The organism is Nocardiopsis alba DSM 43377 (genome assembly GCF_000341225.1).
GTDB lineage: Bacteria > Actinomycetota > Actinomycetes > Streptosporangiales > Streptosporangiaceae > Nocardiopsis > Nocardiopsis alba.
The window spans coordinates 504,854-519,682 of the sequence record NZ_ANAC01000010.1 but is presented as its reverse complement, the minus strand read 5'-3'; the positions used below and the strand labels follow the sequence as shown (position 1 = coordinate 519,682).

Here is a 14,829-nt window from a genome sequence, read left to right as displayed (position 1 = left end):
GAACATTCGACACTCAACCACCACAAAACGACCGTATTACCAGGTCCGGAGTCGAATGTGTTGCGATATCACGCCTCACCTCGAAGATCATTGACGCTCATCACACCCAGTTGGTAAACAACCAACAACCCCCAGGTGGCCAGGCCACCACCCCACGAATCCTGACAGGGGCCGTTATGAACCATCATGATCCTCCCACCGGCACCCTTCTCCGACGGACGGCGGCCTCCACCGCCGCGCTGGTTCTCATCGGCGGACTGTCCGCGGTCCCCGCCGCGGCCCAGGAGGGCGATGGCAGCAGGCTCACCGTCGCCATCGCGCAACAGGTCGACTCGTTCAACCCCTTCACCGCGCAGTTGGCGGTCACCACCAACATCCTCCGGCACGTCTACGACCGGCTCGTCACCATCGACCCGGAGACCAACGGGCCCGCGCCCTCCCTCGCCGAGGGCTGGGAGACCTCCGAAGACGGCCTGACCTGGACCTTCGACCTTCGGGACGACGTCTACTTCAGCGACGGCGAGCAGCTCACCGCCGACGACGTGGCGTGGACGTTCACCACCATCATGGAGAACGACGCCGCCGCCATCGCCTCCGGCAACTACGTCTCCGGGTTCGAGAAGGTCACCGCCGAGGACGACCGCACGGTCGTCATCGAACTGGACGAGCCCCAGGCCACGATGACCGCGCTCAACGTGCCGATCGTCCCCCGCCACGTCTGGGAACCGATCCTGGAGGAGGAGGGCGACGCCTTCTCCGAGTACACCGGCGACGACCTGCCCACGGTCGGCAGCGGCCCCTTCGTCCTCACCGAGCACTCGCGGGGCGAGCACATCATGCTGCGGGCCAACCCCGACCACTGGCGCGGCGCCCCGGGCTTCGACGAGCTGTACTTCCGCTACTACTCGGAGAAGGACGCCGCCGTGGAGGCGCTCCGAAGCGGCGAGGTCTCCTTCGTCTACGAGCTCACCGACGCCCAGATCACCTCCCTGGAATCGGTCGAGGACATCGCCGTCAACATCGCCGACGGCAAGCGCTTCCAGGCCTTCACCATCAACCCCGGGGCCGTCACCCAGGACGGCGAGGAGTTCGGCGACGGACATCCCGCGCTCGAGGACCTGACCCTGCGCCAGGCCATCGTCAAGGCCATCGACAACGAGGAGATCGTCCGCCAGGGCTCCAACGGCCAGGCCGTCGCGGCCGGCGGCTACATTCCGCCGCGCTACTCCGACTTCCACTGGTCCCCCGAAGGAGAGGAGGCGATCCTCGACTTCGACCCCGACGCCGCCAACGAGATGCTCGACGAGGCGGGCTACGAACGGGGCGACGACGGCGTACGCGTCTCGCCCGACGGCGACCGTCTCGAGCTGCGCATGTTCGTCCACTCCGACCGCCCGGACAACGTCCAGGCCGGGCTGGTCATCGCCGAACGGCTCGCCGACGTCGGCATCGAGATCGACAACAGGACCGTCGACCCGGGCATCCTCAGCGACGCCCTCTACGACGCCGAGTACGACCTCATCTTCACCGGGTGGACGGTCAACCCCGACCCCGACTACGTGCTCAGCATCCACACGTGCGGAGCGCTGCCCACCGAACCCGGCACCATGCAGGGCGACGCCTACTTCTGCGACGAGGAGTACGACGAGCTCTACGAGGCGCAGCTGGCCGAGTACGACCCCGAGAAGCGGGCCGAACTGATCCACCGGCTCCAGGAGGTCCTCTACCGGGAGGCCGTGGTCAACGTCCTGACCTACCCGAACATCCTGGAGGCCTACCGGACCGACCAGATCGAGGATCTCCAGCTCGAACCGGCCGAGGGCGGCAACATCTGGGGCCAGGACGGCTACTGGGCCTGGTGGTCGGCGCAGCCCGCCGAGACCTCCGGCTCCCCGACCGGGGGGCCGTCCACCGGGGCGGTCATCGGCATCGGGGTCGGAGCCCTCGTCCTGGTGGTCGCCGGGGCCTTCCTCTTCTTCCGCCGACGCTCCACCATGGAGGACCGCGAGTGACGACCACGCCCACAGCGGCGGACGGACCGACCGGGGCGGGGGCGGACGACGCCCCCGCCCCGGCGGGGCCCCGAGGACCGGGACGGGCCGCGAGCGTGGCCGTCTACGTGCTCGGCCGGCTCCTGACCGCCATCGTGTCCCTGTTCGCGGTGATCGTCGCCGGGTTCTTCCTCTTCAGGATCCTGCCCGGCGACCCCGTCCGCGCCATGACCGAAGGACGCGAGGTCACCGCGGAACAGCGCGAGGAGCTGCGCCGCCAGTTCGGCCTCGACCAACCCCTGTGGCTCCAGTTCCTCGACTACGCCAAGGGTCTGCTCCACTTCGACCTGGGCGTCTCGTTCCAGTACCGCGAACCGGTCGCCGACCTCATCCTGGAGCGTCTGGGACCGACCCTGCTGCTCGCCGGCACGGGCACGATCATCGCCGCGCTCCTCGGCCTGTTCCTGGGCACCCGAGCCGGATGGCGACCGGGGGGACGAGGCGACCGGATCAACACCGCCGTCGCCCTGTTCTTCTGGTCGGTGCCCACCTTCTGGCTCGGCCTGCTGCTCATCGTCCTGCTGGCCTCGGGACGAGGGTTCATGCCCGGCCTGTTCCCGACCGGCGGCATGGTCGACCCCACCCTCACCGGCCCGGTGGAGAGGGCGCTGAGCACCGCGCAGCACATGGTGCTGCCGATCGTCACCATGGTGGCCGTCATCTACGCCCAGTACCTGATGATCATGCGCTCCTCCCTGATGGACGAGAAGGGGGCCGACTACCTGACCACCGCCCGGGCCAAAGGCCTGCGCGACGCCCTGGTCCGCCGCAGGCACGCCGTCCCCAACGCCCTGTTGCCGACGGTCACCCTGATCTTCCTCAACCTCGGACAGGTCGTGTCCGGGGTCATCCTCGTGGAGACGGTCTTCTCCTGGCCCGGTCTCGGACAGCTCTTCTACTCCGGCCTACAGGTCCCCGACATCGGCCTCGTCCAGGGCCTGTTCGTGGTCTTCGCGGCCTCGGTGATCCTCATGAACCTCTTGGCCGACCTGGTGTACCCGCTGCTCGACCCCCGGGTGCGCCCATGAGCGCGCCCACAGGATCCGTCCCCGGACCACGCCCCGAACCGCCCACCGGACCGGAACCGACCGCGGGTCGGTCGCCCCGGTCCCTGGCCCGGCGTCGACGCCGAGAGGCCCTGCTCCGCTTCGCCCGTGAGTACGCGCGCAACCGGGCCGGGATGTTCGGTCTGGTCTCGCTGCTCGTCATCGGAGCCCTGGCGCTGACCGCTCCCCTGTTCATCGACCAGACCCACCTGACGGTCACCGGAGCCCCGGGCGATCCCTTCCAGCCCCCCGGCGGCGACCACCCGCTCGGTACCGACAACTTCGGTCGTTCCGTCCTGGACCTCATCATCTGGGGAGCACGGGTCTCGTTGACCGTCGGCCTGCTGGCCACGTTCGTCTCGGTGTCCCTGGGCACCCTGGCGGGGATCACCGCCGGACACTTCGGTTCCTCCGGAGGCACCGGCGGGCGCGTCGTCGCCTCGATCATCATGCGCGTCACCGACTGGTTCCTGGTCCTGCCGACCCTGGTGCTGGCGGTGGCCCTGGCCGCCGTCCTGCCGCGCGGCACCGGCACCATCATCCTCGCGATCGGCCTCACGGTCTGGCCGGCCACCGCGCGTCTGGTCCGGGCCCAGACCCTGGCCGTGGAGGCACGCCCCTACGTGGAGAGGGCCCGCGCCCTCGGCGGTGGCCACGCCCACGTCATGGGCTGGCACGTCCTGCCCAACGTGATGCCCGTCGTCCTCGCCCAGACCACCCTGTTGGTGGCCACCTCCATCATCGCCGAGTCCACCCTCGCGTTCCTGGGCATGGGCGACCCCACCACCATCTCCTGGGGCGCCCTCCTCCAGGCGGCCCGGACCTCGGGCGCGATCAGCGCCGGCATCTGGTGGTACATCGTCCCGCCCGGCCTCGCCATCGCCGTGGTCGCGCTCTCCTTCACCCTGTGCGGGCGCGCGGTCGAGGCCGTCATCAACCCACGACTGAGGAGGCGGAGTTGAGCGGACTCCTCGATGTCCGAGACCTGAACGTCACCTATACGAGCGGCGCCGGCGACGTCCCCGCCGTCCGCGGCGTCGACCTGTCCCTGGAACCGGGCGACACCCTCGGTGTGGCCGGGGAGTCCGGCAGCGGCAAGTCCACCGTGGCCCTGGCCCTGCTGCGGCTGCTCCCCGCCGGGACCCGGGTCACCGGACGGATCCTCCTGGAGGGCGAGGACGTCCTCACCATGAAGTGGGGGCGTCTGCGCGCCGTCCGCTGGGTCGGCGCCTCCGTGGTCTTCCAAGGGGCCATGCACTCCCTGAACCCGGTCAGACGGATCGGCGATCAGATCGCCGAGCCCCTCCTCGTCCACGGGACCGTGCCCGCCAAGCGGGTCGAGGAACGCGTGGCCGAACTCCTCGAACAGGTGGGACTGCCGGCCTCCCGCGCACAGGACCACCCCCACCGGCTCTCCGGCGGTCAGCGCCAACGCGTGATGATCGCCATGGCCCTGGCCTGCGAACCGCGTCTGATCATCGCGGACGAGGCCACCACCGCCCTGGACGTGATGATCCAGGCACAGATCCTCGCCCTGCTGGAACGCCTGGTGGAGGAGAACGGCATCGGCATGCTGATGATCAGCCACGACCTGTCCGTACTCTCGGCCACCTGCAAGAGGGTCGCGGTCATGTACGCCGGACGGATCGTGGAGGAGGGCCCCGCCCACCAGGTCGTACACGACCCCGCCCATCCCTACGCGAGCGCGCTCAGCGCGGCCTTCCCCAAGATCGGCGACCCCGCCTCGCGGCTGGCCCCGCGCGGGCTCCCCGGAGATCCGCCCGATCCGGCCGACCCGCCCTCGGGGTGCGCCTTCCGGCCGCGCTGCGCCATGGTCGAGACCGTGTGCGCCACCGTCGACCCCCCGCTGTGGCCGGTCCGACCCGACGCGGTAGGGCACTCGGAGCGGCGCGCCGCCTGTGTGCACGTCGGCTCCGGTCGCGACGGGATCGAGGGAGCGTCGACCCCGGGGGAGACGAGTACAGAGGAGACGAGCCGTTGAGCGCCGAGACCGACCCCCAGACCTCCACCGTCGGCACCGACACGGACGAGACTCCGATCCTGAGGGCCGAGGCCGTCGAGGTGGCCTTCTCCTCCGGAGTGGGCCCGGGTGGAGGACGGGGGACCGCACGGGCCGTGGACGGGGTCGACCTGGACGTGGCGGCCGGCGAGATCGTCGCCCTGGTCGGTGAGTCCGGCTGCGGCAAGACCACCCTGGCCCGCACCCTGCTCGGCCTGGAGAGACCCACCGGCGGGCGGGTGCTGTTCGAAGGCGCCCCGCTGAGCCACCGCTCCCGGGACCTGCGCGACTATCGGCGTCGGGTCCAGCTCGTCCAACAGGACCCGATGGGTTCGCTCAACCCGCGTCGCACCGTCTACGAGTCGGTCGTCGAGGGGCTGCGCATCCACGAGGGCACCACCGTCGACGAGTACGAACGCGTGGCCCGGGCCCTGTCCCGGGCGGGTCTGCGGCCTCCGGAGAGGTTCCTGTCCCGCTACCCGCACGAGCTCTCCGGCGGCCAGCGCCAACGCGTGGTGATCGCCGGAGCCCTGATCCTGGACCCCGAGGTGCTGGTGGCGGACGAACCGGTGGCCTCGCTGGACGCCTCGGTGCGGGGAGAGATCCTGCGGCTGATGTTGGAGTTGCGGGAGAACCTCGGCCTGTCCGCCCTGGTCGCCACGCACGACCTCGGCCTGGCGTGGAACATCGCCGACCGTGTCGCGGTGATGTACCTGGGGCGGGTGGTTGAGGTCGGCACGGTGGAGGAGGTGCTGTCCGCCCCCGAGCACCCCTATACGCGTGCCCTGCTGTCGGTGCTCCCGGACTCCGGGGTGGAGGAGGGGCCCGTGGTGCTCGGCGGCGAGCCGCCGGACCCCAAGCGGGTGCCCACGGGGTGTCGCTTCCATCCCCGCTGCCCGGTCCTGGCCTCGGGCGAGGCCGCGAGGGCCGGTGTGGCGGACATGTGCACGAGCGTGGACCCCGAGGTGTTGGCGGGCGGGCCGGGCCATCGGACGGCCTGCCACTGGGCGGCCCGCGTCGGCGGGCCCGAGAGCCCGCGGACGGTGGAGGGCCCCATGTCCTCTTGAGTCGGGCGCCGGTGCCTTGACCGTGGACGTCTCCGGAACGCGCGCTTCCACACCCGTTCCCTCCGGTTTATTCCGGCCGGAGGAGACCCCCACGAAGGTGGAACAGCGACATCTCGGGCACCGTTGGTGCGGTCATGACGATCTACGAGAGTGCCGAGAACACGAAGTCGCCGACCACACCGGGCATCGCTCCAAGACCCCTGCCGGTGTTCACCGACCGCGACTTCTGGCGTGGCGGAGAGCTGGATCTGGGCGCTTACCTGGAACGGGTCGGCCTGTCGGGCGAGGGCCCGCCGCCCCCGACCCTGGACACCCTCGTCGCCGTGCACCGTGCCCACCTGGCGACGATCCCCTTCGAGAACATCCATCTCCTGCTGGACCGTCCCGTCCCGCTGGACGTCCCGTCGCTGACGGACAAGATGGTCCGGCATCACCGTGGCGGATACTGCTATGAGCACGGTCTCTTGTTGGCCGCGGTGCTGGACCGGCTCGGGTTCACGGTGACCGCGCTCACCGCGCGGGTGCTGGTGGGCGCGGAGGGGCGGCCCCGTCCTTCCACGCACGCCCTGCTACGGGTCGACCTGGACGGTGGGTCGTGGCTGCTGGACGTCGGTTTCGGCGGAGGGCTGTTGGAACCGCTTCCTCTGGTGGACGGGTACCAGGTCTCCCAGGACGGTTGGGACCTGCGGCTGGATCTGATCACCGAGGTGGGCGCGGAGGAGTGGTTGCTGCGTTCGTTCGACGGTGAGGAGTGGCAGAACCTGCACTCCTTCTCCATAGCGGCGAATCTGCCACAGGACTACGTCATCTTCAATCACTACCTCATCACCGACCCCCGCTCTCCCTTCGGTAACCGGCTGATGGTCGCCCGGACGGTCGGTGGGACCCGGTACGCGCTGACGAACACGACCCTGACGATCGATCGGGTCGGCGCGGACCGGGCGGACCCGTCCGGGGCCACCTTGGAACGTGAGGTGCGGGAGTTGCCCGTGAGCGAGGTGGGGAAGGTGCTGCACGAGATCTTCGACATCCGCCTTGACCAGGAAGAACGCGCCACCGTGGAGGATCGGGTGCGCGGTTTTCTGAATATGTGACCGGCATCACATGAGCGGCCGGTCGAGCGGTCCGTTCCGCCGGATTCTGGGAGAACCGAAAGGCCGGCGGGTATCCCGTTCCCACGGAGATACTCCGCCGGTCCGCTTCTTCACGGAGCGTGGGGATTTTGGGGTGATCGCACACGTTCGTCTTCACGAACGGAGGGGCAGGACCTTGGAGGTGTCATCCCGAGGGAGTCAGCCCATGGCGTACATGACCACGGAAGACGTTCACGAGTACATCAACGGGGTCTGCTTCAAGACCGGACCTCCGGGGAAGGTCGGGGCCGAGACCGAATGGCTCGTCACCGACCTCGCGAGCCCCACCGCACCCGTCACCATCGAACGCCTCTCGGCGCTGCTGGAGGCCTGCGGGCCTCCACCCGCCGGAAGCCGGATCACCTTCGAACCCGGCGGCCAGATCGAGCTCAGCTCGGTGGCGCTTCCGGGACCGGCCCGGACCCACGAGGCCCTGGAGACCGACCTGCGCCACGTGGGCAAGGCCCTCGCCGAGGACGGACTGGCCTTGGCGGAGACCGCCCTGGACCCCGTTCGACCTCCGGTACGTCAGCTCCGACTGCCCCGCTACACGGCGATGGAGCGCTTCTTCACCGAGCACCGTCAGCCCAGTGGTCGCACCATGATGTGCAGCACCGCCTCGCTCCAGGTCTGCCTGGACACCGGCGCCGACCTCGACGACGCCCGTGAACGCTGGAGTCTCCTGCACCGCCTGGGCCCCGTCCTGGTGGCCTCCTTCGCCAACTCGACCGTCTGGCGCGGCCGTCCCACCGGCTGGAAGTCCACACGGTGGGCGATCTGGGCCGCCACCGACTCCGGCCGTACCCGACCGGTCCTCGAACCCGGGACCGGGCCCGACCCCGCCACGGCCTGGGCCGAGTACGCCCTGGCCGCCCGGGTGATGGCCGTTCCCGAGTTCCCCGGAGGAGGGGGATCCTGGATCGCCGACCCGGGGATCACCCTGGCCGAGTGGGTCGAGGGTCGAGGGCCGCGCCCCGTCACCACCGCCGACCTCGAATTCCACCTGAGCACGCTGTTCCCGCCCCTGCGCCCTCGCGGCTGGTGGGAGCTGCGGATGATCGACGCGGTCCCTCCGCGCTGGTGGCCGGTGCCGATGGCGCTCGCCGCCGCCCTGGCCGACGATCCGCGGGCCCGCGCCGTCGCGGAGGAGGCCACCGCGCGTCTGTGCGGGGACACGACCCCCTCCCCGGGCCTGTGGCTGCGCTCGGCCCGGCTGGGCCCCGCCGACCCCGAGGTCGCCGCGTGCGCGCGGGCCTGTTTCGACGCGGCGGTCGACGCCCTGCCTCGGATGGGGGCGGCCGGGCTCGCCGGTCTCGTGGACGCCTACGCCGAACGGTACGTCCGTCGCGGGCTCTGCCCCGCCGACAGTGTCGTTCCGGCCCCGCGTCCCACCGAGGACACCGTGTTCGTCGCGACCGACCTCGGCGGTCGGGAGCGGGTCGAGGATCGTGGAGGCACGCCATGAGCGTGGAGAGGGAACGTGTCAAGGAACGGATCGCCGCCGAACTCGATCGGAGCAGGCGGCGCAGTAACGGACTGACCCTGGAGAGCCTGGACGAGGAGGACCTGCTCGCCCAGCACTCTCCGCTGATGTCGCCGCTGGTCTGGGACCTGGCGCACATCGGCAACTACGAGGAGCAGTGGCTGTTGCGGGCCGCCGGTGGTCGTGAGGCGCTGCGCCCCGACATCGACGGCCTCTACGACGCCTTCGAGAACCCGCGCGCGGACCGGGTCGCCCTTCCTCTGCTGCGGCCCGACGAGGCGCGCGAGTACAACGAGCGGGTGCGTCGGGAGGTCCTGGACACGTTGGAGGGCGCCGACCTGTCCGCCCGGCCGCCGGACCCGGCCGGCGGGGATCGCTCGTTGCTGGACGCGGGTTTCGTCTTCCACATGGTGATCCAGCACGAGCACATGCACGACGAGACGATGCTCGCCACACACCAGCTGCGTCGAGGCGCACCCGCCCTGTTGGAGGGCTCCACCGAGATCGGGCCGGTGATCCCGCCCGAGGCCGAGGAGGTGCTCGTCCCCGCCGGCCCCTTCACCCTCGGCACCGACGACGACCCCTGGTCCTTCGACAACGAGCGTCCGGCCCGTACGGTCGACCTGCCCGCCTACCTGATCGACGCCGCCCCGGTGAGCAACGCCGCCTACCAGGCGTTCATCGACGACGGCGGCTATCGGGACCCCCGGTGGTGGAGCCCGGCCGGGTGGGAGTGGCGTACCGCGCGCGGCGCCGTCGCTCCGGCCTTCTGGACCCTGGAGGCCGGCCGTTGGACCCGGCGTCGGTTCGGGCGTCATGAGGACGTGCCGCCGAACGAACCCGTCCAGCACGTGAGTTTCCACGAGGCGTCGGCCTACGCGCGCTGGGCCGGCAAGAGACTGCCCACGGAGGCCGAATGGGAGAAGGCCGCGCGCCACGACCCGGTCACCGGACGGTCCCACCGTTTCCCCTGGGGTGACGAGGAACCGGAACCGCGCCACGCCAACCTCGGCCAACGCCGTCTGGGCCCCGCGCCGGTGGGGGCCCATCCCGACGGCGCCTCACCGCTGGGGGTGCGTCAGATGATCGGCGACGTGTGGGAGTGGACCTCCACCACCTTCCACGGGTATCCGGGTTTCCGGGCCTTCCCCTACCGCGAGTACTCGGAGGTCTTCTTCGACGAGGGCTACAAGGTGCTGCGGGGCGGCTCCTGGGCGACCCACCCCACCGCGGTGCGCTCCACCTTCCGCAACTGGGATCATCCGATCCGACGGCAGATCTTCAGCGGGTTCCGCTGCGCACGTGATGTGGACCGCGACTGATGTGCCGCCATCTCGCCTATCTGGGGCCGCCGCGTTCCCTGCGCGCTCTGCTGTACGCGGCGCCCCACTCGCTGCACGTCCAGTCCTGGGCCCCGCGCCACCAGCGGTACGGGACCGTGAACGCCGACGGGTTCGGCGTGGGCTGGTACCCCGAGGCGGTCGGCCCGCGGGCTCCGGAGCCGCTGCGCTATCGCCGGGCCATGCCGATCTGGGGGGACGCCTCCTTCGCGGACGCGGCCCGGGCCATCGTCTCCGGGTGCGTGGTCGCGGCCGTACGCGACGCCACCGTCGGGTTCGGGTCGGAGGAGTCCGGGGCCCAACCCTTCCGCGCCGACCGTCTGCTGTTCAGTCACAACGGGGCCGCGAAGGACGACGAGGCGCTCCACGCCGGGCTCGGACATCCCGCGCCCCCGGGCGCCCTGGACGCACGCGCGCCCGTGGACTCCGCGCCCCTGTTCGCGCACACCGTCCGTTCGTGGCGTTCCTCCGGAGACCTGGTGGGCGCTCTGGCCGAGACGGTCCGACGCGCCCGGGAGCACTCCGAGGGGCGCTACAACCTGCTGGCCTCGGACGGGGAGGCGATCGTCGGGACGACGGCGGGGGACACCCTGTTCACGTCACGACGACCGGGGGAGGGGGTCCTCCTCGCCTCGGAGCCCTTCGACGACGGGCCGGATTGGCACCGGATCCCCGAGGACTCGGTGGTCGTCGCCGACCACGAGCGCACCGAGATCCGGCCACTCGGCTGACTCAGAGCACCACACCCTTCCCATGGCCACGCCCCGTACCGGGTACAACTCCCAGGGACACAGGAGGCACCATGTTCCGGATCGACCGTAATCTGACCGCCGACGAACTGGACAAGACGCTGCGCGCCGACGTCGCGGAGGGGCTCACCTCCAGCCCCAAGAGCCTGCCCCCCAAGTGGTTCTACGACGAACGCGGCAGCGTCCTGTTCGAGGAGATCACCGGGCTTCCCGAGTACTATCCGACCCGGGCCGAGCGGGCCATCCTCGAACATCGCTCCGACGAGATCGCCGAGGCCGCCGACGCCGCCGCCCTCATCGAGCTCGGCTCCGGTTCCGGGGTCAAGACCCGCCTCCTCCTCGACGCCATGAGTCGCCATGGAACCCTGGAGAGTTTCGTGCCGGTGGACGTCAGCGGCGATTTTCTCGCCTCCTCGGCCCGACCTGTCGCCGACGACTATCCGGGGCTGGACGTCCACGCCGTCGTCGGGGACTTCGAACACCACCTCGGGCTGCTTCCGGTCGGAGGGGAGGGGGAACGCCGGCTCCTGGCCGTCCTCGGATCCACGATCGGGAACCAGGAACCGGCCGCCCGGGCCCTCTTCCTCCGCGACATCCACGACACCCTCGCCCCCGGCGACTCACTCCTCCTCGGAGCCGACCTGGTCAAGGACCCCGAACGTCTGGTCGCCGCCTACGACGACTCCCAGGGCGTGACCGCCGCCTTCAACCGGAACGTGCTGTCGGTGATCGACCACCGGCTGGGCGGCGACCTCGATCCGGACGACTTCGACCACGTGGCCCTGTGGGACCCCGAGAACGAGTGGATCGAGATGCGGCTGCGGGCCCGACGGCGCCTGCGCGCCCACATACGGGACCTCGACCTGGAGGTGGACTTCGCGGAGGGCGAGGAGATGCGCACGGAGATCTCCGCGAAGTTCCGCCGCGAGGGCCTGTCCGCCGAACTCGACACGGCCGGGTTCGACCTCGCCCACTGGTGGACCGACCCGAACGGCGACTTCGCGCTCGGCCTGGCCACCGTCCGATGACCGGTCACATACCGGCGGCGGCCCCCAGGAGGGTCCCCGTCAGGTAGGTCACCGCCATGGCGAAGGAACCGCCGACCACGCACCGGATCGCCGCCCGCGGGGCCGGAGCCCCGCCGGTCCAGGCGCTGACAGCGCCCAGCAGGCCGGTGGCCACGAGCACCGCCACCACCGTCACGGGCAGTCGCCAGGCCTCCGGGCCGAGCAGGATCGCCGCCAACGGGATCAGGGCTCCGAGGAGGAAGGAGAACATGCTGGCGAAGGCGGCCTGCCACGGGTTCGCCCGATAGCCGTCGAGCCCGAGTTCGACCTCCACGTGCGCCCTCAGGGCGTCGTGCTCGGTGAGCTCTCGGGCGACCTCGCGGGAGAGCCGATCGCTCAGCCCCCGGCTCCGGTACATCTCGGCCAGCTCCTCCAGTTCGCCCTCAGGGTCGTCGGAGAGTTCACGACGCTCCCGGGCGATGGCGGCGCGCTCGGTGTCGCGCTGGGTGCTGACCGAGACGTACTCGCCCGCCGCCATGGACAGCGCCCCGGCCAGGGTGCCGGCGACCCCGGCCACCAGGAGCGCCTCCCGGTGCGGAGTGGCACCCGCCACACCCACCACCAGGCCGGCGGTGGAGATGATGCCGTCGTTGGCCCCCAGCACGGCGGCCCTCAGACCGTTCAAGAGGGAGCCCAGACGTTGCCGGGACCGATCGGAGTGCTCCTGTGACATGGCGTCAGAGTCGCACGGAGCGGGGGTCGGACCAGGTCGCACCACGCCGAACGTCGTCGTCGACTCCGGTACGCTCGTGCCGTGTTCAAGGTAGGAGTTTTCGGCGCCGATGGGCGCATGGGGTCAGAGGTCGTCAAGGCGGTTCGGGCCGCCGACGACATGGAACTGGTCGCGGGCGTGGACAGCGCCGACGACCGTGACGCGGTACTGGGGGCCGACTACGTCGTCGACTTCACGCATCCCGACGTGGTGATGGACAACCTGGAGTGGCTGATCGCCAACGGGATCCACGCCGTGGTCGGGACCAGCGGCTTCGACGAGGAGAAACTGGCCCGGGTGCGCCGCATGCAGGAGGCCCGCCCCGGGGCGAAGGTGCTCGTCGCGCCGAACTTCGGTATCGCGGCGGTGCTGATGATGCACTTCGCGAAGAAGGCCGCGCCCTACTTCGACTCCACCGAGATCATCGAGCTGCACCACCCGAACAAGGCCGACGCTCCCAGCGGTACGGCCTACCGCACCGCCGAGCTGGTCGCCGAGGCGCGCCGCGAGGCCGGCACCGCGCCGATGCCCGACGCCACCACCTCCGAGATCCCCGGCGCCCGCGGCGCCGACGTCGAGGGGGTCCGTGTGCACGCCCTTCGGATCCAGGGGCTGATCGCCCACCAGGAGGTCGTGTTCGGTACCGACGGCGAGACCCTCAAGCTCCGCCACGACTCGATGAACCGCACCTCCTTCATGCCGGGGGTGCTGTTGGGCGTGCGCAAGGTCGCCGATCTGTCCGAGGACCTCACCCTGGGCCTGGAGCCGTTGCTCGGTCTCGACTAGATCGAGATCCGTCCGCTCCCGTGACGGTACGTCGGCCCCCGGTACACGCGTACCGGGGGCCGAGCCGTCTCACCCCTTCCGGCGGCAGGTGAGGAAGACCTGGGTCTCCGGGGGCGCGTCCCCGCCCTCGGGCTCGTAGACGACCGCGCGCTCGCCCTCGACGGCCAGGCCCGCGGCCTCCACCACGCGCCGCAGCTCCTCGCGGGGATAGCCCGACACCCGGAGACTCGCCCCCAGGAACGGGATCGGCGCGTCGTCCAGGTCCGTCTCGACCATCGACAGACACAGGGTCCCTCCGGGCACCAGGGCCTCCCGCACACGGGCCAGGGCCTCGGGGATCCGAGCCCTGGGCAGGCACAGCAGGGAGAAGAAGGCCACCACCGCGTCATAGGACGTCCCGTCCGGATCCAGATCGACGATGTCCGTGCGGTGGAACTCCGCTTCGGGCACGTTGCGGCGGGCCAGTTCGAGCATCCGTTCGGAGATCTCGAAGCCGGTCACCCTCATACCGGCGTCGACCAGCCGGCGGGCCGTGGGCAGACCGGTGCCCGAACCCAGGTCGAGCACGCGCGAGCCGGCGGGCAACGTCTCCAACAGGCGTCGGACGTGCTCCTCCTGCCCCTTCTTGTCGGGGAACACCTCGTCGTAGCGCTCCCCGATGAGGTCGAAGGCGTGCGCCTGCGCGGAGGCGCGTTCGTCCCATGAACGGGGGTCGTGGGCGGGGGATCGGGGGTCGCTGTGGTCGCTCGGCACGGTCTTCGCTCCCTTCCGGGGCACGGCGGCGCCCCGGTGGCCTCACCCGCGCGGGGAACCCTCCCCGCCGGCGGGACGGTGGTCGGGCAGGACGGTCCTCCCGTCCTCCAAGTAGACCGGGCCGCCCCCATGGTCGTCCACCGCGACGGCGGCGAGCATGCGACGGGCCGTGCCCTCGGGCAGGTACTCCGGGATCCTCCCGGGGCGGACCCACTCCCATCCGGACAGCTCCTCCGGCTGGAGGGAGAACCGGTCCTCCGAGGGCACCTCGACGCGGAACAGCCACTGGAGGGCGGCGGTGCGCGGATACCGGGCGGGCACCCAGTCCACGACCAACGGACCGCGGACGGTCGCCGTCACGCCCAACTCCTCGGCGATCTCCCGTCTACAGGCGGACAGGGGCGACTCCTCCGCCTCGACGATCCCGCCGGGGATCCCCCAAAGGGCGTCGCTCTCATAGGCACGGCGGACCAACAGCACGTCCCCCTCGGGGGAGCGGATGAGCGCGCCCGCCGCGCCCCGGGTGGCGGGCAGGGAGGCGAAGAACCTCTCGTCGTCGCGCTCTCGGGCGGAACGCTCCATGGCCATCGCTCCTTCGAAGGTCGGCGAACGTGGCGAACGG

14 protein-coding genes are annotated in these 14,829 nt (G+C 70.8%); 11 read left to right on the top strand and 3 right to left on the bottom strand.

Annotated elements, in window-relative coordinates:
* Positions 1–176: 176 nt before the first annotated feature.
* From D451_RS0109575 to egtD, 10 genes are all read left to right on the top strand, one after another.
* A complete protein-coding gene (locus tag D451_RS0109575) occupies positions 177–2,012 on the top strand; it encodes an ABC transporter substrate-binding protein (protein WP_017534227.1) in 1,836 nt (611 codons plus the stop codon).
* Positions 2,009–3,079, top strand: a complete 1,071-nt coding sequence (locus tag D451_RS0109570; RefSeq protein ID WP_014913469.1) for an ABC transporter permease — start codon at positions 2,009–2,011, stop codon at positions 3,077–3,079. The genes D451_RS0109575 and D451_RS0109570 overlap by 4 nt, the downstream gene beginning before the upstream one ends.
* On the top strand, positions 3,076–4,059 hold the full coding sequence (locus D451_RS0109565) for an ABC transporter permease (RefSeq protein ID WP_017534226.1): 984 nt from the start codon (positions 3,076–3,078) through the stop codon (positions 4,057–4,059). Before D451_RS0109570 ends, D451_RS0109565 begins: the two co-directional genes overlap by 4 nt.
* Positions 4,056–5,099, top strand: a complete 1,044-nt coding sequence (locus tag D451_RS0109560; protein WP_026124951.1) for an ABC transporter ATP-binding protein — start codon at positions 4,056–4,058, stop codon at positions 5,097–5,099. Before D451_RS0109565 ends, D451_RS0109560 begins: the two co-directional genes overlap by 4 nt.
* A complete protein-coding gene (locus D451_RS0109555; protein WP_026124950.1) occupies positions 5,096–6,184 on the top strand; it encodes an ABC transporter ATP-binding protein in 1,089 nt (362 codons plus the stop codon). Before D451_RS0109560 ends, D451_RS0109555 begins: the two co-directional genes overlap by 4 nt.
* A gap of 134 nt (positions 6,185–6,318) precedes the next feature.
* Positions 6,319–7,278, top strand: coding sequence for an arylamine N-acetyltransferase family protein (locus tag D451_RS0109550; RefSeq protein WP_017534225.1), 960 nt, complete (start codon positions 6,319–6,321; stop codon positions 7,276–7,278).
* A 205-nt stretch (positions 7,279–7,483) separates the two neighbouring features.
* Positions 7,484–8,782 (top strand): ergothioneine biosynthesis glutamate--cysteine ligase EgtA, encoded by a 1,299-nt coding sequence (gene egtA / locus D451_RS0109545; protein ID WP_017534224.1) that lies wholly within the window; start codon positions 7,484–7,486, stop codon positions 8,780–8,782.
* The gene (gene egtB / locus D451_RS0109540; protein WP_014909646.1) at positions 8,779–10,122 is read left to right on the top strand and encodes an ergothioneine biosynthesis protein EgtB; all 1,344 of its coding nucleotides are present in this window, start codon (positions 8,779–8,781) and stop codon (positions 10,120–10,122) included. Before egtA ends, egtB begins: the two co-directional genes overlap by 4 nt.
* Positions 10,122–10,871 carry an ergothioneine biosynthesis protein EgtC gene (egtC, locus tag D451_RS0109535; RefSeq protein ID WP_017534223.1) on the top strand — a complete coding sequence of 250 codons (750 nt, stop codon included), beginning with the start codon at positions 10,122–10,124 and terminating at the stop codon, positions 10,869–10,871. Before egtB ends, egtC begins: the two co-directional genes overlap by 1 nt.
* Positions 10,872–10,942: 71 nt before the next feature.
* Complete coding sequence (gene egtD, locus D451_RS0109530; RefSeq protein ID WP_017534222.1) at positions 10,943–11,917, top strand: L-histidine N(alpha)-methyltransferase; 975 nt, start codon at positions 10,943–10,945, stop codon at positions 11,915–11,917.
* A gap of 4 nt (positions 11,918–11,921) precedes the next feature.
* Here the strand turns inward: egtD and D451_RS0109525 are convergent, their stop codons facing one another.
* Positions 11,922–12,629, bottom strand: a complete 708-nt coding sequence (locus D451_RS0109525; RefSeq protein ID WP_017534221.1) for a VIT1/CCC1 transporter family protein — start codon at positions 12,627–12,629, stop codon at positions 11,922–11,924.
* Between the two features lie 81 nt (positions 12,630–12,710).
* On the opposite strand from D451_RS0109525, the gene dapB reads away from it, so the two are divergent.
* Positions 12,711–13,454 carry a 4-hydroxy-tetrahydrodipicolinate reductase gene (gene dapB, locus D451_RS0109520; protein ID WP_081536525.1) on the top strand — a complete coding sequence of 248 codons (744 nt, stop codon included), beginning with the start codon at positions 12,711–12,713 and terminating at the stop codon, positions 13,452–13,454.
* A 69-nt stretch (positions 13,455–13,523) separates the two neighbouring features.
* On the opposite strand, the gene D451_RS0109515 is transcribed toward dapB, so the two are convergent.
* Both D451_RS0109515 and D451_RS0109510 read right to left on the bottom strand, forming a co-directional pair.
* Positions 13,524–14,207: a class I SAM-dependent DNA methyltransferase gene (locus D451_RS0109515; RefSeq protein ID WP_026124949.1), complete on the bottom strand. Its 684-nt coding sequence runs from the start codon at positions 14,205–14,207 to the stop codon at positions 13,524–13,526.
* Positions 14,208–14,249: 42 nt separating this feature from the next.
* Positions 14,250–14,795 carry an NUDIX domain-containing protein gene (locus D451_RS0109510; protein WP_017534219.1) on the bottom strand — a complete coding sequence of 182 codons (546 nt, stop codon included), beginning with the start codon at positions 14,793–14,795 and terminating at the stop codon, positions 14,250–14,252.
* Positions 14,796–14,829: the final 34 nt, after the last annotated feature.